The organism is Streptomyces sp. CNB091, from assembly GCF_000377965.1.
The window spans coordinates 26,455-48,132 of record NZ_KB898992.1 but is presented as its reverse complement, the minus strand read 5'-3'; the positions used below and the strand labels follow the sequence as shown (position 1 = coordinate 48,132).

20 protein-coding genes and 4 pseudogenes are annotated in these 21,678 nt (G+C 72.7%); 6 read left to right on the top strand and 18 right to left on the bottom strand.

The genetic code is table 11. The features are described from left to right. The first annotated feature begins 30 nt into the window (after window positions 1–30). A complete protein-coding gene (locus D581_RS0106340) occupies window positions 31–1,047 on the top strand; it encodes an alpha/beta hydrolase (protein ID WP_018956385.1) in 1,017 nt (338 codons plus the stop codon). A 13-nt stretch (window positions 1,048–1,060) separates the two neighbouring features. Here D581_RS0106340 and D581_RS0106335 read toward each other — a convergent pair whose 3' ends face one another. From D581_RS0106335 to D581_RS1000000139425, 13 genes and pseudogenes are all read right to left on the bottom strand, one after another. Beyond that, complete coding sequence (locus tag D581_RS0106335) at window positions 1,061–2,185, bottom strand: AI-2E family transporter (RefSeq protein ID WP_026290265.1); 1,125 nt, start codon at window positions 2,183–2,185, stop codon at window positions 1,061–1,063. Between the two features lie 90 nt (window positions 2,186–2,275). Then, window positions 2,276–4,489 carry an AAA family ATPase gene (locus D581_RS0106330; RefSeq protein WP_018956383.1) on the bottom strand — a complete coding sequence of 738 codons (2,214 nt, stop codon included), beginning with the start codon at window positions 4,487–4,489 and terminating at the stop codon, window positions 2,276–2,278. 165 nt (window positions 4,490–4,654) lie between these two features. Continuing rightward, window positions 4,655–5,914 (bottom strand): phosphopentomutase, encoded by a 1,260-nt coding sequence (locus D581_RS0106325; RefSeq protein WP_018956382.1) that lies wholly within the window; start codon window positions 5,912–5,914, stop codon window positions 4,655–4,657. An 11-nt stretch (window positions 5,915–5,925) separates the two neighbouring features. Then, on the bottom strand, window positions 5,926–7,089 hold the full coding sequence (locus D581_RS0106320) for a YhfX family PLP-dependent enzyme (protein WP_018956381.1): 1,164 nt from the start codon (window positions 7,087–7,089) through the stop codon (window positions 5,926–5,928). Window positions 7,090–7,091: 2 nt separating this feature from the next. Continuing rightward, entirely contained in the window at window positions 7,092–8,219 is a 1,128-nt protein-coding gene (locus D581_RS0106315) for an aminotransferase class V-fold PLP-dependent enzyme (RefSeq protein ID WP_026290264.1), read from the bottom strand. 1 nt (window position 8,220) lies between these two features. Then, entirely contained in the window at window positions 8,221–9,177 is a 957-nt protein-coding gene (locus tag D581_RS0106310; protein ID WP_018956379.1) for a phosphotriesterase family protein, read from the bottom strand. Window positions 9,178–9,226: 49 nt separating this feature from the next. Further along, window positions 9,227–10,561, bottom strand: a complete 1,335-nt coding sequence (locus tag D581_RS0106305) for a YhfT family protein (protein WP_018956378.1) — start codon at window positions 10,559–10,561, stop codon at window positions 9,227–9,229. Between the two features lie 44 nt (window positions 10,562–10,605). Then, window positions 10,606–10,962, bottom strand: a complete 357-nt coding sequence (locus D581_RS0106300; protein WP_018956377.1) for a DUF2620 domain-containing protein — start codon at window positions 10,960–10,962, stop codon at window positions 10,606–10,608. Window positions 10,963–11,037: 75 nt separating this feature from the next. After that, a complete protein-coding gene (locus D581_RS0106295) occupies window positions 11,038–11,424 on the bottom strand; it encodes a PRD domain-containing protein (RefSeq protein ID WP_018956376.1) in 387 nt (128 codons plus the stop codon). Window positions 11,425–11,518: 94 nt separating this feature from the next. Then, the gene (gene yhfZ, locus D581_RS0106290; protein WP_018956375.1) at window positions 11,519–12,457 is read right to left on the bottom strand and encodes a GntR family transcriptional regulator YhfZ; all 939 of its coding nucleotides are present in this window, start codon (window positions 12,455–12,457) and stop codon (window positions 11,519–11,521) included. Window positions 12,458–12,534: 77 nt separating this feature from the next. Further along, on the bottom strand, window positions 12,535–12,747 hold the full coding sequence (locus D581_RS0106285) for a hypothetical protein (protein ID WP_018956374.1): 213 nt from the start codon (window positions 12,745–12,747) through the stop codon (window positions 12,535–12,537). Window positions 12,748–12,904: 157 nt separating this feature from the next. After that, window positions 12,905–13,000 (bottom strand): RICIN domain-containing protein, encoded by a 96-nt coding sequence (locus D581_RS1000000141965; protein WP_486585818.1) that lies wholly within the window; start codon window positions 12,998–13,000, stop codon window positions 12,905–12,907. Window positions 13,001–13,009: 9 nt separating this feature from the next. Then, a pseudogene (locus tag D581_RS1000000139425) lies at window positions 13,010–13,553 on the bottom strand (glycoside hydrolase); the annotation flags it as partial. Here D581_RS1000000139425 and D581_RS1000000139420 point away from each other — a divergent pair. Then, a pseudogene (locus D581_RS1000000139420) lies at window positions 13,546–13,827 on the top strand (TetR family transcriptional regulator C-terminal domain-containing protein); the annotation flags it as partial. The pseudogenes D581_RS1000000139425 and D581_RS1000000139420 overlap by 8 nt on opposite strands. 26 nt (window positions 13,828–13,853) lie before the next feature. Here the strand turns inward: D581_RS1000000139420 and D581_RS01000000136925 are convergent. Then, window positions 13,854–14,348 (bottom strand): hypothetical protein, encoded by a 495-nt coding sequence (locus D581_RS01000000136925; RefSeq protein ID WP_486585810.1) that lies wholly within the window; start codon window positions 14,346–14,348, stop codon window positions 13,854–13,856. A gap of 232 nt (window positions 14,349–14,580) precedes the next feature. Between D581_RS01000000136925 and D581_RS0106265 the strand changes: the two genes are divergently transcribed. Next, entirely contained in the window at window positions 14,581–15,492 is a 912-nt protein-coding gene (locus D581_RS0106265) for a LysR family transcriptional regulator (RefSeq protein WP_018956369.1), read from the top strand. Here D581_RS0106265 and D581_RS0106260 read toward each other — a convergent pair. Then, a complete protein-coding gene (locus D581_RS0106260; RefSeq protein WP_018956368.1) occupies window positions 15,481–16,548 on the bottom strand; it encodes a MerR family transcriptional regulator in 1,068 nt (355 codons plus the stop codon). The two genes, D581_RS0106265 and D581_RS0106260, sit on opposite strands and share 12 nt — an antisense overlap. 93 nt (window positions 16,549–16,641) lie before the next feature. On the opposite strand from D581_RS0106260, the gene D581_RS0106255 reads away from it, so the two are divergent. Beyond that, window positions 16,642–18,174, top strand: coding sequence for an alpha/beta hydrolase (locus D581_RS0106255; RefSeq protein WP_018956367.1), 1,533 nt, complete (start codon window positions 16,642–16,644; stop codon window positions 18,172–18,174). 42 nt (window positions 18,175–18,216) lie between these two features. Here D581_RS0106255 and D581_RS01000000136920 read toward each other — a convergent pair. Then, window positions 18,217–18,357, bottom strand: a pseudogene (locus D581_RS01000000136920) (Ohr subfamily peroxiredoxin); the annotation flags it as partial. Here D581_RS01000000136920 and D581_RS1000000141960 point away from each other — a divergent pair. Then, window positions 18,356–18,629: pseudogene (locus D581_RS1000000141960) on the top strand (MarR family transcriptional regulator); the annotation flags it as partial. The pseudogenes D581_RS01000000136920 and D581_RS1000000141960 overlap by 2 nt on opposite strands. 63 nt (window positions 18,630–18,692) lie before the next feature. Here the strand turns inward: D581_RS1000000141960 and D581_RS0106240 are convergent. Beyond that, a complete protein-coding gene (locus D581_RS0106240; protein WP_018956365.1) occupies window positions 18,693–19,238 on the bottom strand; it encodes a TetR family transcriptional regulator in 546 nt (181 codons plus the stop codon). Window positions 19,239–19,329: 91 nt separating this feature from the next. After that, on the bottom strand, window positions 19,330–20,838 hold the full coding sequence (locus D581_RS0106235) for an MFS transporter (protein WP_018956364.1): 1,509 nt from the start codon (window positions 20,836–20,838) through the stop codon (window positions 19,330–19,332). Between the two features lie 154 nt (window positions 20,839–20,992). On the opposite strand from D581_RS0106235, the gene D581_RS0106230 reads away from it, so the two are divergent. Further along, window positions 20,993–21,604, top strand: a complete 612-nt coding sequence (locus tag D581_RS0106230) for a hypothetical protein (RefSeq protein WP_018956363.1) — start codon at window positions 20,993–20,995, stop codon at window positions 21,602–21,604. The last annotated feature ends 74 nt before the right edge of the window (window positions 21,605–21,678 follow it).

Here is a 21,678-nt window from a genome sequence, read left to right as displayed (position 1 = left end):
TCCGGCCGACGATGTCGGGAGGTCGCGGTGATGAGCATTCCACGCAAGGTGATCGCATGGGGCGCCGCCGCCCTGCTGCTGATCCTGCCCGGAACGGCGGCAGCGGCCCCGCCCGGGGACCGGCCCCCGGGGATACAGGTGACGGGGGAGCGGCGGATCGGCGACCGGCTCCTCGAACTGACCGTTCGGTCGGCGGCGTTGGAGGGCGCCGGCACGGTCCGCCTGCTCACCCCGGACGGCTGGGAGGATCGCCGGCGCGGCGAGCGGTGGCCGGTCCTGTATCTGCTGGCGGGCGGCCACGGCGACCCCGAGGCCTGGACCGAGGACTACGCGGTGGAGCGGCTCCCGCACCTGCGCGACGTGCTCGTGGTCATGCCGTCGATGCCGCTCTTCGGGTTCTACAGCGACTGGTGGAACGGCGGCGCCGGCGGCGCGCCGCGCGTGGAGACCTTCCACCTCGACGAGGTGCGCCCGCTGCTGGAGCGTCTCTACGGCGCGGGGGACCGGCGGGTCGCGGCGGGGGAGTCGCAGGGCGGCTTCGGCGCGCTGACCTACGCGGCCCGCCACCCCGGCCTGTTCCGCGCGGTGGCGGGCCTCAGCGGCTACGTCCATCCGCTCCAGCACCCCCGGGCGGTCCGGGCCGGGCTCGACTATCTGGGCCTGGACCGGTCCGCGCTGTGGGGCGACCCGGTGGCCCAGTGGCGGATCTGGCAGGACCACGACCCGTACTACCGGCCGGAGCGACTGCGCGGCGTCGAGGTCCACCTCTCCAGCGGCGACGGCCGGGCGGGCGCGTTCGACCCGCCCGGCACGGAGCCGGACCCGCACGTCCCCGGCCTGGAGGACCCCGACGCCCCCTTCCCCGAGGACGTCCTGTCCCAGTCCGAGGCCATCATGGGGGCGGAGAACCGGGCGATGGCCTCCCGGCTGCGGGCCCACGGGGTGGCGGTCACCACGCACTTCTACCGGGGCACCCACTCCCCGCCCTACTGGGAGCGCGAGTTGCGCGGGGCGCTGCCGGCGCTGCTGCGCGCCCTCGGGCGGTGAGGGGGGCAGGACCCTACACCGATGGGACCGGTGAGCCGGCCCCGTCGGCCGGATCCGCCGCCTCCGGCTGACGCGGCTCGTCCACGAGCTGCTCGCGAAGGTAGTTCCAGACCACACCGATCAGCGCCGCCACCGGCACGGCGAGCAAGGACCCCACCACGCCGGCCAGGCTGCCGCCCAGGGTCACGGCGAGCAGGATCGTGGCCGCGTGCAGCCCCAGCCCACGGCTCTGGATCATGGGCTGGAACACATTGCCCTCCAACTGCTGCACCACGACGATGATCGCCAGCACCAGCAGAGCGTCCATCGGTCCGTTCGAGACCAACGCGATGACCACCGCCACGAATCCGGCGAACAGCGCCCCCACGATCGGCACGAACGCGCAGACGAAGGTCAGCACCGCCAGTGGCAGCACCAGCGGCACCCCCAGGATCCACAGGCCGAGCCCGATGAAGACCGCGTCCAGCAGACCGACGAACGCCTGCGACCGCACGAACGCGCCCAGGGTGTCCCAGCAGCGGGAGGCCACCTCGGGGACGTCGGTGGCGAGCCGGCCGGGAAGCTGACGGGTGAGCCACGGCAGGAAGCGCGGGCCGTCCTTGAGGAAGAAGAACATCAGGAAGATCGCCAGAACCGCCGTGACCAGCCCGTTGACCACCGTGCTCACCCCGGTGACGGCGGTGGTGACCACGCTGCCGACACTGTCCTGGAGTTGAGCGGTCGCGGTGTCCAGGGCGCCGGTGATCTGGTCGTCGCCGATGTTCAGCGGCGGACCCGCCGCCCACTCGCGGACCTTGTCGATGCCCGCGACCACCCCGTCGGCCAGCTCCCCGGACTCACCCGCCACCGGCACCGCGATCAGCGCCACGATGCCCGCCCCCACGAGCAGGGAGAACACCGTCACCACCGAAGCGGCGAGCGAGGGCCACCAGCCGAGCCGGCGCAGGAAACGGGCGAGCGGCCAGGTCAGCGTGGTGAGGAACAGGCCGACTATCAGCGGCCATACGACCGACCACATCCGGCCCAGCACCCACAGCGCGACCCCCGCCGCCACGAGGACCAGCAGCATCTCTGCGGAGACCCGTGCCGACGTGCGGAGAGCAGCCGCGGTCTTTGTCGAACTCAATGGCGAAGACATGGCGTTACCTTATGGCTTCGCCAACCGTGTTCCGGCCACGCCCGCGGCCCGCCGACGCCGAGCGCCACGAGGGCGGGCCGCCCGCCCCCGTCAGCGCAACGCGGGGGGCAGCTCCTCCCGATGGACGATGCCCAGACGCTGAGTGGCACGGGTGAGCGCCACGTACAGATCGCTCGTGCCGAACCGGGCGGGCTCCACGACCAGCACATGGTCGAACTCCAGCCCCTTGGCCTGGCGCGGGTCCAGCAGCACCACCGGGCGCGTGAGGTCGGGGGCCTCGCCCGCCGCGACGCCGTCCAGCGGGGCGGCGATCTCCTCGTGCAGCGCACGCGGCGCGATCACCGCGAGGCGCCCCTCCCGGGGCGTCAACTCCACGACCGCCCGGGCCACCTCGGCCGCCAGATCCTCTCCGGCATCCCGCGTCCACGGCTTCTCGCCGGTCGACCGCACCGAGACGGGCGCGGTGAACGAGGGGTCCCGCTCCCGTAGAACCCCGGCCGCCAGTTCCATGATCTCCGCGGGCGTACGGTAGTTGACCTCCAGCGTGACGTGCTCGAAGCGGTCGCCGACGTACGGCCCAAGGATCTTCTCCCACGACCCGACGCCGGCCTCCTCGGACGTCTGGGCCGGGTCGCCGACCAGCGTCAGCGAGCGGCTCGGCGCCCGGCGCATCAGCAACCGCCACGCCATCGGCGACAGCTCCTGCGCCTCGTCCACGATGATGTGTCCGAAGGCCCAGGTGCGGTCGGCGGCGGCCCGCTCGGCGGCGGTGCGGTGGTCGGCCTCCTCGTGCCGCTCCGCCATCCGCTCGGCGTCGATGATGTCGTGGGCGGCGAGGACCTCGGACTCCTCGTCCTCGAACTCGTAGCTCTCCGAGCCGCGCGACAGTTCCAGCACGCCCTGCGCGTAGCCGACCCGCTCCTGACGGGCGGCCTCGGCTGCCGCCTTCTCCGCGCTCTCGTCCATCCCGAGCAGCTCGGCCGCCTCGTCGAGCAGCGGTACGTCGGCGGGCGTCCACGCCGCGCCGACGGACGGGCGGCGGATCGCGTCGGCGTCCTCGTCCGGTACGTACACCGGGTCGGCCAGATAGTCGGCGAGGAAACCCTCGGGGGTCAGCGGCGGCCACAGCTCGTCCACCGCCGCGTGCACCTCCTTGCTCAGCGCCACGTCCCGGCCGAGCTGGGCCACGTCGTCGGGGCCGAGGAAGTTCGGCCCGCCGTAGGGGTCCGCGCCGATGCGCTCGACGAGCTGCGCGGTGAGCGCGTCGATGACGCGGAAGACGAAGTGGGGGCGGGCGAGATTGTGCGGCAGACGGGTGTCCCTGGCCGCCTGCCGGGCCTCGTACGCGATCTCCCAGTCCAGGACCAGGTCCCCGCCGTCCTCGTGCGGGATGATCATCGCCGCTCCGGGCTCGGGCAGCCGCTGCCGGTCGCGTACGGCCAGGGCGAGCGCCTCGGCCATCGGCTCGCCGCCCTTGACGGCCGCGGCGCGCGCGGAGTCCGTACCGGTGGCATGCACCCCGGGGAACAGCTCCGCCTGCGTCGCCAGCAGCACGCCGGTCTCGCCCAGCGCGGGCAGCACCTCCGCGATGTAGCGCAGGAACGCCGGGTTGGGCCCCACGATGAGTACGGCCCGCTTGGCGAGCAGCTCGCGGTGCTCGTACAGCAGGAAGGCGGCCCGGTGCAGCGCGACGGCCGTCTTGCCGGTGCCGGGCCCGCCCTCGACGACGAGGATGCCCCGGTGCGGGGCCCGGATGATGCCGTCCTGCTCGGCCTGGATGGTCCGCACGATGTCGCCCATGCGTCCCGTGCGCGCGGAGTCGAGCGCCGCGAGCAGTACGGCGTCGCCGTTCGGATCCTCGAAGCCGGTGCGGTCGCGGTCTCCCAGATCGAGAATCTCGTCATGGAGCTCGGTGACCGTGCGGCCCTCGGTGGTGATGTGCCGGCGCCGGCGCAGACCCATCGGCGTGTGCCCCGTGGCGAGATAGAAAGGACGTGCCACCGGCGCACGCCAGTCGATCAGAACAGGGGTGTGCTCGAAGTCGTCCTCACGGATCCCGATACGGCCGATATGGTGCGCGAGCCCGTCGGAGCGGTCGATGCGCCCGAAACACAGCGAGCCGTCCACCGCGTTGAGTGCGGCGAGCAGACCCGAGCGCTCCGCGACGAGGATGTCGCGTTCCAGCCGCGCCTGCTGGCCCGTGCCGACCGGCGTCAGCGCGTGCTCGACGCCGTCGGCGGCCACCCCGCGCAGGGCGTCGACCCGGGCATGGAGCCGGTCGATGAATTCCTGCTCTTCCCGCAATTCGTCGCTTTCCCGGTTTGACAAAACGGCTCCCCGCCAGATATATTCGCACTCATAAGGCCCCCGAGCGGGGCCTTTCTGCATGAGCGCAGAAGAATTCAATATACCCGCGACAATCGCCGGACCGCAATGACGGCCCGGGGATTGTTCGTGTCGGCCAGGCCACTACTTCCGGAGTGCGGCCGCACGCGCCTCCCCGTCCGTGCCGATCGGCGTTCCCGCCGCCAGCTCCCCCGGGGACAGAGCCAGCGACCGGGCGGCCGTCGCTCCCACATCGGCGAGACTCCGCGCGTCCGGCAGCAGCTCCACCCCCGCCCCCTCGGGGCGGTGGATCAGTACCGGCACGTACTCCCGGGTGTGGTGCGCGTGCCCGATCGACGGGTCGTTGCCGTGGTCGCCGGTGACGATCAGCCGGTCCCCGCGTTCCGTGAGCAGTGCCAGGAGCCCGGCGAGCCCCGAGTCCACCTGTTCCAGCACCTGCCCGTACCGCCCGGTGTCCTGCTGGTGCCCCGCCAGATCCGTCTCCTGGACGTTCGCGACCACCAGGGCGTCGCCCCCGGCCCGCACCGCGTCCAGGGTGTACGCCAGGACATCGGCGGTGCCCACGGCAGGCCGCCGGTCCGCCTGTTCGCACACCAGGATGTCGGCGGCCTTCCCCACCAGGGTGACCGGGATGCCGGCCCGCGCCGCGAGAGCGGGGAGCTGACGGGTGTGGTCGAGCGGCGCGCCCAGGTGCTGCACCTCCAGGCCGCCGTTGCGGTAGAAGCCGGTGGCCGGGGTGTCCAGCCCTACGGTGCCCCCGTCCCCGCCCCGTACGTAGGAACCGAGCGGACCGTCCGCGTGCCCGCCCACCGCGATGACCCGGGCGACCGGGGCGACCGCCCGCACCGTACGGGCGACGGCGAGAATCCCGCCCGGACCGTCGAACGGCAGATCCTCCAGGCGCCCCGAGGCGTTCCAGTTGATCCCGGGGTCGGCCTCCAGGTTGTCGTGGACCAGCACCGCCCCGTCGACCAGCAGCAGCGGCTTCCCGTCCAGCCGCTCCACCCGGTGACCGGCCGCCGTGAGCGCCTCGGTCACCTCGTCGAGGTGGTCGGCGAGCCGGGCCACGGTCACCCGGCTGAAGTCCGCGCCCATCATGGTCTGGTGGCCCGCGAAGGTGTCCGCTCCCGGGTAACCGAGGGCGGCCCGGCCCGCCGCCACAGGCAGCCGGGTGCTCCGAGCCAGGTCCCGGTGCGGGTGGACCAGACCGAGGCCCAGCGCCCCGAGCACCGGGAGCCGCAGCGGCCGCCCGAACGCGGCGCGGGCGTGGTCGAGGACGTGCCCGCAGGTGTCGGCGGCGAGGTCGCCGGGGCGCAGGGCGCCCGCGTCGGGCATGGCGCCGACGCCGAATCCGTCGATGACGACGATGACGGTCCTGGCCATGGAACAGCTCCTTACAGGGCTCGGCCGTGGGCGTCGTAGAGCCCGTTCAGCCGGGGCCTGCCGGAAGCGAGCCCGGAGACGACGGCGACGGTCGAGCGGGTGACGAAGATCTGGGTGCGGAAGGCGAGCAGCGCGGTGTCGCCCAGCCGGACGTCCGAGCCGGGCGGGGGCGCGTCGAGCAGCCGGTAGTAGTCGATGTTCTCGGCGGGGGCGTCCTGCACGCCCAGCCGCGCGCCGGTGCGTGGCAGGAGGGCACCGCGGATGTGGGAGCGCGCGTAGAACCCGCCGCCGAACAGGGCCGGGCGGCCGTCGTCGAGGGTGTGGGCGACCTCGCTGACGTACACGTACGCGGGCTTCTCGGGCTGGGACGGGTCCAGGGCGTGCAGCGGAGTGGTGCCGGTGAGGGCGTGGCCCGGCTCCCCGTGCGTCGCCCCGCGCTCGGCGAGCAACGGGAGGGACGCCATCGAGGTGGCGCTGGGCGCGCTCAGCCTCAGGTTCTGGTGCCCGCGCGCCGCCAGCAGGTCGCGGCCCTTGAGCGCCAGGTCGAAGGTGGCCGTCGCGGTGGGCAGGCCCGTCGCGGGGTCGCACAGCACGCACGGGAAGGCGGTGACGCCGGCGATACGGATGCCCGGCAGCGCCTCGGCCGCCTCGGCGAAGACGTCCAGCCGCTCCACCGGAACCCCGCCCTCCTGCCCCGGGTAGACGACGCCCCCGGCGCCTTCGAGCCGGATGAGGACGTCCTGGACGAAGCCCAGCTCACGGGCCGCCTCCGAGACGGCACGGGCGTTGGCCAGGTCGAAGACCGTGACGTTCTCCGGCCGCCACGCCAGCATGCCGGGCAGGGCCCGCCGGGGGATCTGGACGAGGTGGCCGAGGTTGCCCGGCCTCGCCCCGGCCGCGTGCAGGGTCCGGGCCTCGGCCGGGTCGATGGCGGCGGAGCGGGGGATGTGCCGGGCGACGGCCCGGATCAGTTCGGGGTTGCGGCCGATCTGTTTGACGACGAACCACAGACCGATGCCGAGGTGTTCGGCCTCGGCCGCCAGAGCTGCGGCGTTGGACTCGACGGCGTCGAGATCCATCACATACGTGTCGGGCGGGATCTCGCCACGCCGGTGCAGGGCGGCCGCGGCGTCGACGAGCTCGGGGTTGCGGGTGAGCACGGTGTCGAGAAACACGGTCAGTGGTCCTTCGGGTCGGCCATCGCGGCGAGCGAGCGGCGCAGGATGTCGATGACGAGGTCCGCGCCGGCCCGCATCGGGTTGACGCGCACGGTCCAGTCGGCCAGCTCCGGGGCGTCGTCCAGGGCGGAGCTGGACATCCGGTAGAAGAGCGGCGCGATCTCGTAGCGCGAGTTGGAGCCGACGGGGTAGGGCGCGGCGCCGAACCGTGCGGCGACGGACGGCAGTTCAGCGGCGATGGGCCGGTCCAGGCGGATCAGCAGGCAGCGGTCCTGGGCATTGGCGACCCGCACCTCCGCCACCCCGGCCACCTCACCGGCCGCGAGCCGTTCGGCGATCTCGGTCCCCACCCGGGACTGCACGGCCCACAGGAGCGGTACGTGGGTGAGGGCGCGCAGCGCGTCCAGTGCCTGGTGGCCCTGGACCTGCCCGCCGCCAGAGTAGTTGTCGCGGCGGACGCCCTCGACCAGGTCGCGGGCGCCCACGACCAGGCCGACGCCCTCGGGCCCGTGGAGCTTGAACAGCGAGAAGCAGGAGGCGTCGGCGCCCAGCTCGACACCGGCGGCGGGGGTGCGCATGACGGCGTAGTTGTCGTCCACGATCGTGCGGACCCCGGCCGCCCGGCAGGCGGCGATGACCTCGGCCGGATCGTAGGAGTCGGCCAGCCGCTGCCGGGTGTGCTGGACGTACGCCCACCGGAACCGCCCGGACGCCAGAGCGGTGTCGAGCGCCGCCCGGTCGTTGAAGTCGGCCTCCGTGGTGCGTACGCCGATGCCCCGGAAGGTGACCTCGGTGGTGCGGTAGACCGGGGCCCGGTGGATGAGCAGATCGTCGCCCGCCCGGACGACGGCGTTGAGCGCGGCCCGGATCGCCCCGGTGCCCGCGCCCTGTACGAGGGCGGCGTCCTCGGCGCCGAAGAAGTCGGCGAGGACCGCCTCGACGCGGGCGGTGGTGCGGGGCCGGCCGAGGCCGGGGACGACTCCCGCGTCGGCGGAGAACAGCTGCTCTCCCTCGAAGTGCGCGGCGGTGGCCTCCAGCAGCCGGAACTGCCGGGCCGCGGCGTCCTCCAGGGCCACCGTCGGCAGCGGAAAGGTCACGGGGAGGGCGGGTGGGGGTGCGGGGCTCATGTCAGTTCTCCTCCACGGTCGCGCCGGTCAGGAAGCGCACCGGATTGCGACGGGTCAGCAGGTCGATCAGGTCGTCGTCGGCCCCGGCCGCCCGCAGCCGGGGCAGGAAGTGCGAGAAGAGGTGCCCGTACCCCTGGCCGCCCTCGCCGCGCAGATAGCCGTGGCGGGAGATGTCGCAGCTGAGCAGGGCCCGGTCGGCGTGGCCCGCCTCCAGCAGCGCGAGCAGCAGCCGCAGCCGGGTCCCGTCGCTCTGGTACGCGGACTTGCCCACGGTGTCGAACGCGACGTACGCCCCGCGCGCCGCCAGCTCCCGGTGGACGCCGGGGTCGTCCAGCAGGTCCTGGTGCCCGATGCTCACGCGGTGGGCGGGCAGCCCCTCACCGGTGAGCAGCTCCAGTTGGGCGAGGCCGCCCCGGCCGAGCTGGGCGTGCGTGGCGAGGGAGAGGCCGGTGGCCAGCGCGGCCCGTGCGCCGGCCCGCAGCACCTTGCCCTCGGCGGCGGTGGGTACGTCGCCGTGGCTGCCGATCTCCCCGAGGACGCCGGGCCGGACGCCGCTCCCGTCGATGCCGTCCTCGATCTCCCGGACGAGGATGCCGGTGAGCGCCGCCACGTCCAGGGCGTCGATCTCCGGCGTGTGGAACGGCTCGTAGTACCAGCCGGTCGCGGCGACGACGGCGACACCGGTCTCCCGGGCGATCCGGGCCAGGGTCCGCACGTCGCGCCCCATGCCGCGGCAGGTCAGCTCGACGACCAGGGCGAGTCCGTACGCCTCGCGCAGTGCGGCGAGTTCGGCGGCCACGGCCGCCGCGTGGCGTTCCGGTCCGAGGACGGCCGCCCCGTCGCCCACCCGGTCCAGATCGAGGACGAGGTGCTCGTGGGCGAGGGCGGGGCCGCGTACCGAAGAGGCCCGGAACTCTCCGGTGACGGTGCGCAGGGTGTGCGGTGCGGGGTGGTTCATCGTGGGGCCTCCTGCTCCATGTACGGCACGCCGGATCCGGGGTCGGACCTCAGCCCTTGACCGGGGTGAACAGGTCCAGCCAGTACAGGACGTTGAGGAGGACACCGCCGACGATCACCGCCGCCGGGGCCGCGGCCATCCTCACCACGGGCCGGCCCATCGACTCGTTCAGCAGGTAGAGCCCGCCGACGACGAGGATGCCGAGCCCGCCCCCCATGGCGTTGGCGGCCATCAGCGAACCGAACAGGATCGCGAGCTGAAGAGTGTCCCCGATGGCGCTGCGCAGATGCTCCGAGGAGTCCCGGACGCTCGGCAGCTTGCCGAGCACCTTGCCGATCCAGGAGAGGGCCAGCACCTCGACGGCGAACACGAGCGCACCGACGACGGCGGCCAGGAAGGGGTTCGGCATGAGGTACCCGATCGGGTACACCAGGGTGAAGCCCGCGATGCCGTACGCGCCGGAGGCCAGGGCGGTGGTCGCGATCAGCGGGATGAAGCCGAAGACCCGGTAGAAGTCGACCTGCGCCGCCTCGGCGTACTGCCCCTTCGCGATCAGGAAGCTGGTCGCCTCGCCGCCGCCGAACACATGCATCTGGGCGAGCACGCACACGCCGGCGCCCAACACCATGAACAGGGGGAGGTGTTTCCGTAGCCGGGCCGCGCTGGCGCTGAAGAGGGACGCCATCGGGTCGTCCCCGCCCACCTCCTCCACGACGCCCGCCGCCCGGTCGGTCCGGCGCTGCCGCAGGTCCTTGGAGACGGCGAGGCCGATGAGCATCAGCACGCCCACCGCCATGGCCAGCGCACCGGCGAACATGTTGGGCCACAGTTTCATCGTCATGACGACGAGGGCCAGTTCGAGGACGCCCGCGATGCCGCCCCACGTGCGGCCGAACTGCTTGGTGATGGCGAGCACCGGGAAGAGCGTGAACAGGAACAGGATCGGCGTCGACATCTGCTGCATCGCGGTCAGGAAGTCGACCGGGAGGTCATGGGCGATGTTGTTGGCGCCGTTCAGTCCGAAGACCACCACCGCGCCCCACGCGCCGCCGAGGACCGGGGCCAGCCACTTCTTCGGTGACAGTATCCCGAGGATGTCCGTGGGCAGGAAGAGCAGCCACGGGTTCAGTACGCCGGTGGACAGGGCCATCGGCGCGCCGAGCCCGAAGATGAACCCGGCGGAGAGCCCGAACGAGACGGCCGTCGTCGCGCTGCGGGTGGTGCGCCCCTGGATGAAGTCCAGCAGGAAAGGGCGCACACCGTCGTTGAAGACGGCCAGCGCCATGTGCGCGATGAACGCCGTGAGCGCGCAGAGGGCTATCACGGTCAGTTGCTGGGCCAGCGAGAAGTCGAGTTCCGCGCCGGCGGCGAGGGTGGTGCTCACGAGTCACTCCTTGGTGCCCGGGGTGATGATGAAGGAGGCTGTGATCAGCCGCGGGCCGCGATGGCGCGGGCCATCAGCGGGGCGATGACGTCGACCTGGTCCATCGAGAAGCCGAAGGCCTTCTTGCCGTCGGCGAGGAGGGCGGCGATCGCCTCCTCGGTGGGGACGCTCCGGCCGAAGGTGTGGCAGGAGGCGCTGCCCAGGAGGCCGACGAGCACGCCCAGCGACGCGCCCGCGCCGGTGTGGCAGGTGCCCAGGTAGTAGTCGGCCTGGCCGACCCGCAGCTTCATCGCGGCGTCCATGTCGCTGGAGGGAACGACATCGAGGGAATCGATGCCGAGCTTGCCGATGGCCTGGGTGACCTCGACCTTGCCGACTCCACCGGTGAGGATCTTCGTCATGGCTGTCCTGCTTTCTACGTGTTGCTGAGGGGCGTACGGGGAGAGGGCGTACGGGGGGAGGGGCGCGGCGACCGGTCAGGACGCGGGGGCGGGCGGGGAACTCCGGGCCAGTACGGCCAGGTGCATGCCGAGGAAGTTGATCTCGGACTCGGGGAGGGCGGCCCCGAGCTCCCGATCGGCCCGTGCGGCGACGGCCCGGGCGCGCGCGACCGCTTCCGGATGGTCCGCAAGCTCGGCGGCGACCTGGTCGTCGGTGAGGAACTGCTCGATCGGTTCCCCGTTCAGCAGTCGGCCGATGGCCATCATGAGATGGCTGGTCAGCATGGCAGCCGTCGCCTCGGTGACGAGATGGCCCTCGGCTTCCAGGGCGGCGAGTTCGGCGGCGACGAAGTCGGCCACCTCGGGTTTGACCTGACCGCCTTCGCGGAACAGCTGGATCCGCAGTGCGAGCTGGTCGTCCATGATCGTCCTCCTTAATCAACAATAACCAGGATTCTGTATTTTCGAGGTGTACGGCGCTCCGGATGATCCGCTTCGCGGCGGCCGGGCCGACGGGTCAGTACGAGGGGACGCGTTCCCCCCGCAGTACCTCACTCTGCAGCCGTGTCACCGTCGACAGGTCGAGCGACTCGCGGACGGCGGCGAGAGCCTTGGCCCCCTCGGCCCGGCCGATCACGGCGGCGGTGGAGTTGCGCAGGGCCAGCTCCCGGGTGACCTCGTCGCCGAGCGGCACCACGTCGACGCCGAGCCCGAGCCGGTCCTGCGCCTCGTCGAGGTTCCAGACGGTCGCGTCCACCTCGTTCCGGGCGAACAGGTCGTGCAGCTGCATGTAGGAGGCCTCCCGCCACTCGATGTCCTCCCGGCCGGCGAACACCCGCTCCACGAGCATGCGCAGATCCTCCGAGGCGTGGTCGATGGCCACTCGGAGCCCCGGCGCGGCCAGATCGGCCCCGTGCCGTACGAGCATGCCGTGTGCGCCGACGTAGGTGGCGGGGCCGAGGTCGGCCACCAGCTCCACCGGATGCTCGGCGATCAGCTGGTCGGCGGCGAAGCGCGACAGCACCACCAGGTCGACCTTGCCCTCCAGCAGGGCGGCGGTGCGGGCTCCGGCGCCCCGCATGAACGTGATCGCGAACGGCGCGCCCGCCTCCTCGAAGGCGCTGCGCAGTCCGGTCGCCAGCCCCTCGTACCTGCGGGAGTAGGGGAGCGGCATGGCCGCGAGCAGGGTGCCGAGGCCGGACAGCCGCCACAGGACGGTGCGGTCCGAACGGACCAGGAAGGTCCCCAGATGGCCGCGCGCGGTCGTGGAGATCGCCCCCGCCTCCTCCAGTAGCTGGAGGGCCGCCTGGACGGTCCCGTTGCCGCAGCCCAGCTCCTCGGCGAAGTCGCGCACGCGGGGCAGCCGGGTGTCCGGCTCGTGATGCAGGAGCAGGACGGCCAGCTGCCGGGCGGCGAGGCCGTTGCGCGTGAGGAGTCGGTCGTCGAGGTCGTTCACACATCAAACAGTAAACAGGATTCTGGATACTGACAAGGGTCGCGCCGCCGGACCTGAGGGGACGGCCAGGGGCCGGATCAGTCCGGCAGGGGGACGCGGATCACGGGGTCGAACGGGTGCTTGTTGAAACCGCTGCGCACATTGCGGCAGCTCGGCGCCTGGCACATGAAGAACTCGTCGACGCTCCGGCGGCCCGTCCGGCCGCGGAGCCAGGTCTTCTCGTCGGTGGTGAGGGAACGGTGCTGCTCGTCGGAATCGCACGTGTAGCAGTACATGGCGCGGGCCGGCACGGGACCTCCTGAAGCGGGCGAACTGGCAGAAGGCGAAGCATAGGGGGGCGCGTCGGCCGTGGGCGGTGTACGGCGCGCCTGATCCTGTCGGTGTCGGTGTCGGTGTCGGGACCGCAGCGGCCCCCGCCCGGAGAGCCGCTGCGGTCGGTCGCGGGCGTCAGCGGGTCAGGGTGAACGCCTGGGCCGGGGAGCCGGAGCAGGGCTGCTGCGAGAGCCCGGCCCCGTCGGCTGTCGAGGAGTTGTCGACACTCAGGCACTTGCCGTAGTGCTCGGGCCGCAGGCTGCCGCCGTTGAGCGAGTTGCCGGTCTTCATCCAGGCGGGAGGCGACCACGGGGAGCCCATGAAGCGGATGGCCGGGTTGATGGCCGTGGCCTGCTTCAGGACCGGGATGATCTGGCTCCGGTCCCGGTCGATGGAGAAGGCGCCTCGGGCGTCCTCGTACGTGTAAGCGTTGCCGTCTCTGTCGAAGTCGGTGCTTCCCAGGGGCTGGCGCAGGTAGTTGAGCCCCGATGTCGTCGCCCTCCGTGGAGAAGAGCGACCGCAGCACCGTGGTGCGCTGAGCCTGGGGGAGGCTCTGGAGGAGATGGGTCGATGCGCCCGTCACCGATGCCCCCGCACCGGTGAACCTCTGGCCCCTGTCGGCGGCGTCGACGCGGATGTCGACCGCCTGCGGAACTCCGGTGAAGGGGGCGTTCCCTTCCGGGGTGAGCTTCTTGGAGCCGTCGGGAGTGGTGACCCACACCTGTGCGGCCGGGTCGGCCGCCCGGGCGGAACCGGCGGCGCCGTCGACGCCGAGGGCGGCCACCGACGACCACCCCGCCCAGGACTACTCCCGCGACCGCTACCACGGGCTGCGCGACTTCGTCGCCGACGCCCTGCGCGAGGCCTGCGAACCGCCCGCCGGGCGGGCGGAGCTGACCGACAACGCGGCCAACGCCATCATCGCGGTCATGGACGGCCTGCAGGTCCAGTGGCTCCTGTCACCGGAATCCGTGGACATGGCAGCGTCGACCGATCTCGTGGTCACTTCGCTGCTGGCCACGCTCGATCCCGGGCGCTTCGGCCCGCACACGGCAGGCCGACCCACCGCGACCGGGCCGGTCGCCTACTCCAGACCGTTGCGTGCGGCGAGCCTCAACAGGACCCCGATCAGGGCGGGTTCGAGCCCGAGTGCCGTGAAGGTGAGTGGTGGCGCGCCCCGCCGTTCGATCTCGACGCGGTGGGAGGCCATGAGGAGGGAGGCGCTGCTCGTCCTGCGCAGACCGGTCACCTCACGCCACACCACCGCGTCCCGTACCCCGCCGAGCGGGCCGGTGACGGCGATGCCTCCCTGGTGCAGCCGGCACTGGTTGCCGCCGCATCGCGCGCTGACGAAGCGCCACACCAGCCGCAGGCCGAACAGCACGAGGACCAGGATCGCGGCCACGGCGCCCTTGAGCAGCGCGGAGTTCGGCCTGATCCACACCAGCAGGGCGATCAGGACGACCGCCAGCAGGGTGACGGTCCGCACCGCGAACTGGGCGAGCGCGCCCGCGAGCCCCACGGCGTGGTACGTGCCGATCCGCTGCCCCAACTCCGGTGCGATCCGGGTCTGTCGCACGATGAACCGCCTTCTCGGGATGTGAAGCCACCGGGGCCCGCATGTCCTCGACCGATCGAGTGGTGGGCCCGGACGGCCGCGCACCGTTTCTCGGCGCCGCCGCGCACCCGACGCTATGGCCGCCCGAGACATGACACCAGCGACCGAATCGCATGGGACCCATGCGCCACCGGAATGCGATCGGGGAGGATGCCGGTGGCCGGGCGGCGAGCACGGCGGCAAGGGGGAAGACATGTGGGACAACGAATCGCTCCGGTTGCTCGTCACCGTGGCCGAGACCGGATCGTTCACCCGGGCGGCGGCCCGGCTGGACTACACGCAGTCCGCGGTGTCCCGGCGGATCGCCGCGCTGGAACACCGGGCGGGCGGTCCGCTGCTCGTACGCCTCCCGCGAGGCGTACGGCTCACCCCCGCGGGGCGGGTGCTGCACCGGCACGCCGTGGACGTTCTCGACCGCCTGGCCCGGGCCGAGCGGGAACTGACCGTGCTGCACGCCGGAGGCGGCGGGCCCCTGCACACCGGCGCGTTCGCCACCGCCAACATCGCACTCCTGCCGACCGCGCTGCGCGCCCTGAAGGACGCCCGGCCGGGGATCGACGTGGTGGCCGACGAGAACCCGACCGGCACGCTGATGCGGCAGCTGGCTGACGGAACGCTGGACCTCGCCGTCGTGAGCGATTATCCCTACGGCCTTCCCTCGGCCGACGGGATCACGACCACCGTGCTGTGCGAGGACGAACTGCTCGTCGCCCTCCCGCGCCGACACCCCCTGGCCGGGGACGACGCCGTCGACCTGTACGAACTCCGCGACGAGACCTGGATCCAGAGCGCGTACGGCGACCGACCCACGATGCTCGCCGACGCCTGCGCCCGAGCGGGCTTCACCCCGGGGAAAGTCATGCGGATCGCCGGGTGGGCGGGCAAGTTCGGCTACGCGGTCGCCGGGCTCGGCGTGGCCCTGGTCCCCTCGCTGGCGGCGCCGGCGGTGCCGGGCGAACTCGTCCTGCGCCCCCTCACCGACCCCGCCATGCGCCGGACCGTGCATGTGGCACTGCCCGACACGCCGCTCCCGGCGGCCCTGGCCCTGCGGGAGTGCCTGATCGGGGCGGTCGCGGACCAGGAACGGCCCCGCTCACCGGGGTGAAACGGCCCGTGCCCCGTCCCGTACGCCCGTTCCGGGCGAGGGGGCGACGGAAGCGCGCCCCTCCCACGAGTCCACGCCGTCCATCGCCCCCAACTGCGCGTCCAGGGAGGCCAGGAGCCAGTCGTGCGCGGAGCCCGGAGTCGGCTCGGGGCGGCTGCCGGGAGCACTGATCACCTCGGCCGTCAGGTCCCAGTAGCGGTCGATGCGCGGATCGGCCGCGAGCCGGCCGGCCAGTACGCGGCGGAAGGCCGTCGTGTCGGGGGCGCCGTACGTGCTCGCGTACGCGTCCACGAAACCGTCCAGCGCCTCGCCGGGACAGGGCTCCGCATCGCGGCGCAGCTCCCGGCCCGCCAGGTCGTACGCCTCGGCGAGCCCCGCGTACAGCACGGCCGACGCACGGGCCCCGGCGACGCCGTGCGCGCGGGGCTGGCAGGAGCCGCCGCCATCACCGCCCCCGCACGGACGGGTCACGTAGGCGTGCAGCCGTGCGAAGGCGAGGACCTGGTCCGGCCGTGGGTCGTCGGGCAGGTCCGGCACCGCCGCCTCCAGGAACGCGGTGACCGACCGGGCGGGCATGCGGGGCGGCAGCCACGCACGCCAGAACCGGGCCAGCGAGGCGGTGCTCGGCGGGGCGGCGACCGCACCGACCAGCCGCAGCCGGTCGGGCCGTTCGGCCGGCGGGCTCTCCTGTACCAGCCTGAGCGCGGCCTCCCGCCAGCGCAGAGCGGCGAGCTCGGAGCCCAGGGAGCGCAGCCGGCCGGCCACGGCATCCTCCAACGCGCCACCCTCCCCGGCCCCGTCGCCCCGCTCGTCCTGCCCGTCCTGCTCGTCGAGGATGCGGCGCACCTCGGGAACCGGCAGGTCGAGGCCGCGCAGGGAGCGGATCATGCGCAGCCGCTCCACGGCCTCCGGGGCGTACCTGCGGTGCCCGCCGGCGCTGCGGGAGGCCTCCGGAAGCAGCCCTCGGTCCGAATAGAAGCGGACGGTCTTGACGCTCACGCCCGTCTGCTCGGCCAGTTCGCCGATGGTGCACAGACCGTCGTACGACGAGAACACTTGAACCTCCACCAGGGGGAGTTCCTACGGTAACGGCGAGCGCTGCCGGGAGATCGGGCCGGGGCGCGGGAGACACCGTGACGAGGAGGGACCATGACTGTATTCATCCTGGTGGCCGGGGCGTTCACCGGACCCCACGTGTGGCGGGACACCGCCGCCCGGCTGGCCGCGGAAGGCGCCGAGGTGCGAACGGTGGCGCTCACCGCGCTCGGCGGACGCCCCGCGGATCCCGGCGAGGCCGTCGACCTGGAGACCCATGTCGCGGACGTGCTCGCGGTGATCGACGCGGTGGCGGCGGAGGCCGCCGACCCGGAGATCGTGCTCGTCGGCCACGACTACGGCATCCACCCGGCGCTCGGCGCCGCCGACCGGAGGGCCGGGGCGATCGCCCGAATCGTCTACCTGGACGCCGGGATGCCGAGGGACGGAGTCCCCGCCCTGGCCGCCGTGCCCGACCAACGCCTGCGCGAGGAGGTGATGGAGCGCGCCGCCGGAAAAGGGGAACGGGGGCCCGGCGGTGAACTGCCACCCCCGGCCCGGGACGCGTGGTCCCGCTGGGGGAGCGTCGCCGGTCTCTCCGGGGCGGCGCTCGACGGACTCGCCGCCCTCGCGGCGCCGCAGCCCCTGGGCACGCTGCTCCAGCCGTTGCGGCTCACCGGAGCCGTGGCCGACGTGCCCGTGACCGGGGTGCTGTGCACCGGCAACGGGCCGGGCGTCGAGATGCTCCAGATCCTGGTGGATGTCGGCGACCCGGCGCTCCGGTCGCTGGCCGAGGCCCGGGTGCCCTTCCTCGAACTGCCCACCGGGCACTGGCCGATGCTGTCCTGCCCCGCCGCGCTGGCCGAGACTCTGATGGAGGCCGCGTCCGGCGGGGGACACCGGCTGGCCGCTGCCGACGCCTCCCGTACGCCCGCCCATCTGCGGCCGTTCCTGCTCGACGTGCCCGAAAGGCCCCGCGAGCGCACCGGGAACACCGACCTGTACCTGCCGGACGGCCCGGGCCCGCACCCGGCCGTGGTCTTCGTGCACGGCGGCCCGGTGCCCGCCGAGGCGCGGCCCACGCCCCGGGACTGGCCGACCCTGACGGGATACGCACGCATCGTCGCGGGGCAGGGAGTCGTGGGTGTGACGCTCGACCACCGCCTGCACGCCGTGACCGACTACGAGGTGGCTGCCGCGGACGTGGCCGACGCGGTGGAGCGGGTGCGCGCCGACCCGAGGGTGGACGCGGACCGGATCGTCGTGTGGTTCTTCTCCGGCGGAGGCCCGATCACGGCGGACTGGCTGACGGACCCGCCGCCGTGGCTGCGCTGCGTGGCCGCGAACTACCCGATCCTCGCGCCGCTGCCGAGCTGGGGGCTGGGTGACACCCGTTTCCACCCGGTCCGGGCGGTCTCCCGAGCCGGTCGCCTTCCCGTCGTGCTGGTCCGGGCAGAACGCGAGAGTGCCGAAATCGCCGCGACCGTCGAGGAGTTCCTGGCCGAGGCCGCCCGCTGCGGAGCGAACGTCGAGGTCATCGACGTACCGGAGGGGCGTCACGGCTTCGAGACCCTCGATCCGACCGACGGGGCGCGCGAGGCCGTGCACCGCGCGGTGGGCGCGGTGCTGGCCCGCTTGAAGGCGTGACGTGCCGATGCGAAGGCGAGGGGGTGGCTCGGGGCGGGGCGACTACTCGATGACCAGCTCGACGTCGATGTTTCCCCGAGTGGCCTTGGAGTACGGGCAGTAGGCGTGGGTGGCCTCGACCAGCTTGCGCCCGGCCTCGCCCGCGAGGGTGTCCGTAAGTTCCACGCGCATGACCACCGAGATGCTGGTCCTGTGGGAGCACGGCCCCCAGCCGGTCAAGGTCATTGGGGACCGCCTCCAGCTGGACTCCGGAACCCTCTCGCCGCTGTTGAAGAAGGCTGGAGACGGCCGGACTGGTCCGGCGCCAACGCAGCCGCGAGGACGAACGGTCCGTTCTGATCGACCTGACCGACGAGGGCGCGCGCCTGCGCGAACGCGCGCTGCCCGTCCCCCGCGGCGTGCTGGACGCCACCGGTCTGTCCCTGGACGAGGTTCTGGGGCTGCAGGACGTCCTACCACCGCCCTGGGCGAGGCCGCCGACGCCTACTGAGCCGCCGAGGGCGGACGTGCCCCGGCGGTCAGCCGTCGCGGTGGGTCAGGGCGTCGGCGATGCGGTCGGCGACCGCCCGCCGCATGCCGGGGTCCAGTGGCTCCGCGGTCAGTGATTCGTACAGCCACAGGCCGTCGGCCGCGAGGCGGGCGATGAACCGGTCGAGCGCGGCCGGATCGTCGGCCGCCGACGCGGGGGACGGCGCCCACCGTTCCGTCACGGCTTCCCACACGGCCGCGTGTGCGGGGTTCGTCGAGCCTTCGAGCATCAGCAGGAGCTCGGCCCGCGTGGCGCTCTGGATGGCGACGCGGGCGTAGGCGGCGAGCCGTTCCTCCCGGGTGGCCTCGGCCGCGGGCTTCCCGGCCGCCGCGACCAGGTCGGCTTCCCACTGGTCGGCCAGATGCTGGTGGATCGCCCGGACGAGGTCGTCGCGCGAGGCGAAGTGGTACAGGAGGCCGCCCTTCGTCAGCCCTGCCTCCGCGGCGACGGAGTCGAAGGTGACGCTCTTGACGCCTTCACGTTGTACGACACGGGTGGCGGCTTCGAGGATCTGGGTCCGTTTGCTGGTGCGCATGGGTGGCTCCCGTGCCGTCGGGTCGGTGGTGTCCCGGACTCGGCGGTGTTCCGAGCCCGGGGGCGTACGGAGCCGCGTGGGGTGCGGCGCTTCAGTGGTGTGCGGGGCCGGACAGGGCCGAGCCGGGGCCGTGGCGGCGCAGCAGCACGCCGGTCGCGAGGGCGCCGACGGCCAGGACGGCGGCGACCACGATCATCACGGCGAGGTACGCGCCGTCGAATGCCTCGGACGCCGCGGTGACCAGTGCGGTGTCGGCCCCCGCCCCTTCGTCGGCCAGGGCGAGCGCGCTGTCGAGGCTGTCGCGCGCCCGTTCGGACACCCCGGCGGGGAGGTCGATGGTCGCGGAGTACACGGCGGTCAGCAGGCTGCCGAGGAGGGCGACCGCGACCAGGCTGCCGAACTCGTAGGAGACTTCCTCGACGGACGAGGCCATGCCCGCCCTGCGGGCTGGGACATTGCCCATGATCGCGCTGGAGGCGACGGACATGGCCGCGCCGAGTCCGCTGCCGGTGATGATCAGCCCGGTGACGAGGAGGCCCATGCTGGTGGCGAAGTTCGTGAGGACCAGCACGGTGCCGACGGCGCCCAGTGCGAGACCCCCGGCGATGAGGGGCAGCAGGCCCACCCGGTGGAGGACCGCGCCCCCGAGCATCGCGGTGGGGAACGCGCCCAGGGCGACGGCCGCGACGAGGAATCCGGCCCGCAGCGGGGTGAAGCCCTCTACGAGCTGGAAGCGCTGGGTGGTGACGAGCTGGATGCCGGCGATGGCGAAGAGGGCGAATCCGGCGGCCAGCACCCCCGCGAGGAAGGCCCGGTTGCGGAAGATCGCGAAGTCCAGCAGCGGGTAGGGCAGGCGGCGCTGACGTCGGGCGAACGTCCATCCGCCGACCACGGCCGCGAGGACGGCGGCGGCGACGACGGCCGGAGCGGGGTCGGTCTTCGCCGTCTCCTTGATCGCGATGACGAGGCCGACCAGGGCGACGAGAGCCAGGAGCGAGGAGATGAGGTCCCAGCGCTTGGAGGGGTCCGGGTCGTTCGGCGGGGCGACGAACAGGGTGGCCACGATCGCCGCGAGGACGACCGGGATGTTGATGATGAAGACCGATCCCCACCAGAAGTGCTGCAGCAGGATCCCGCTGATGATCGGCCCCAGCGCGCTGCCCACGACCGCCATGGTGCCCCAGACCGCGATGGCCATGTTGCGCTCGCGCTCGTCGTCGAAGGTGACGCGGATCAGGGCGAGGGTGGCGGGCATCATCGCGGCCGCGCCGACGGCGAGGAAGCCCCGCGCGGCGATCAGGGCCTCCGGGCTGGTGGAGAACGCCGCGACGAGCGAGGCCGCACCGAAGACCACGAGGCCGACCAGGAACATCCGCCGGTGTCCCACCCGGTCACCGAGCGTGCCGCTGCCCAGGAGCAGGCCGGCCATCACGACCGGATAGGCGTTGATGATCCAGAGCCCCTCGGAGCTGCTCGCGCCGAGATCCTCCACCAGCGTCGGCAGGGCCGCGTAAAGGATGGAGTTGTCCAGCGTGATCAGCAGGAGTCCCGCGCTCACCACGGCCAGGAGCAGCCAGCGCCGCTTCGTGCTGATGGTCATCCCTCATGAGCCTCACTGTGAGAGCCGCCCCGAACTCCATAACTGTACCTTACGAAAGGTATAGTTATGGACTCTTGGGTGACAGTTGTATCTGTCGGAAGTTAAGACGACAAATGCGATTGCCGACTTGGTCGACGACAGGTAAAGTTGTCATATGGATGATGTGAAGGCGATCCCGACCCCTGATCAGAGCGATGAGAATTTCTGGGCCACGGTCCTGACCCCGGTGGACCCCGCTTGGATCGAGCCCCGCGACGACGACACGTTCGCCATGGACGAGCAGGTGCTCGACGCCGTCCGGTCACTGGCGGAACGGATCTCGACGCGCGCGCTCGCCTACCGCGCGGCCGGCAAACCCTTCGACGCCGCCCTCATGGCCGCGCCCGATGTGCAGCTGGCGATGGTGCGGTCGCTCTACGAGGCCAAGCGGTCCGTCGACCGGCTGGCCGAGAGCGCGGCCACCGTCGCCGGACGCGGTGGATCCAGCTACGCGCAGCTCGGCGCGGCCTGGGGTGGTATCAGGCGTCAGTCGGCGCGTGTCAAGTGGCCGCACGCGGTGCCCAAGAAGTCCGCCAGCGAGTCCATTCCGCTTCATTACGCGGGCGGCGACGCCGTGATTCACCACGATCCGGGCGCCGACGCCTGGTGGTACACCGCCACGGGAGCGGACTTGCAGGAGGACGAGTCGGAGCCCGTCCACGGCACATCCGCCGAGGCCATCGCGCGGGCCACCGAGTTCCTGCTGTCGCACGACCGGTCCGCGTGACACGGGACCGGCGACCGGTCCGCGTGACTCGTGTGGCACGGGACCCTGACCGTGCGGCCGCCGTAGGAGCACGG

Coding starts and splice junctions, on each gene's coding strand:
- D581_RS0106340 (WP_018956385.1), top strand. CDS start 31: ATGAGCATTCCACGCAAGGTGATCGCATGGGGCGCCGCCGCCCTGCTG.
- D581_RS0106335 (WP_026290265.1), bottom strand. CDS start 2,185: ATGTCTTCGCCATTGAGTTCGACAAAGACCGCGGCTGCTCTCCGCACG.
- D581_RS0106325 (WP_018956382.1), bottom strand. CDS start 5,914: ATGGCCAGGACCGTCATCGTCGTCATCGACGGATTCGGCGTCGGCGCC.
- D581_RS0106315 (WP_026290264.1), bottom strand. CDS start 8,219: ATGAGCCCCGCACCCCCACCCGCCCTCCCCGTGACCTTTCCGCTGCCG.
- D581_RS0106310 (WP_018956379.1), bottom strand. CDS start 9,177: ATGAACCACCCCGCACCGCACACCCTGCGCACCGTCACCGGAGAGTTC.
- D581_RS0106300 (WP_018956377.1), bottom strand. CDS start 10,962: ATGACGAAGATCCTCACCGGTGGAGTCGGCAAGGTCGAGGTCACCCAG.
- D581_RS0106295 (WP_018956376.1), bottom strand. CDS start 11,424: ATGGACGACCAGCTCGCACTGCGGATCCAGCTGTTCCGCGAAGGCGGT.
- D581_RS0106265 (WP_018956369.1), top strand. CDS start 14,581: ATGTGGGACAACGAATCGCTCCGGTTGCTCGTCACCGTGGCCGAGACC.
- D581_RS0106255 (WP_018956367.1), top strand. CDS start 16,642: ATGACTGTATTCATCCTGGTGGCCGGGGCGTTCACCGGACCCCACGTG.
- D581_RS0106240 (WP_018956365.1), bottom strand. CDS start 19,238: ATGCGCACCAGCAAACGGACCCAGATCCTCGAAGCCGCCACCCGTGTC.
- D581_RS0106235 (WP_018956364.1), bottom strand. CDS start 20,838: ATGACCATCAGCACGAAGCGGCGCTGGCTGCTCCTGGCCGTGGTGAGC.
- D581_RS0106230 (WP_018956363.1), top strand. CDS start 20,993: ATGGATGATGTGAAGGCGATCCCGACCCCTGATCAGAGCGATGAGAAT.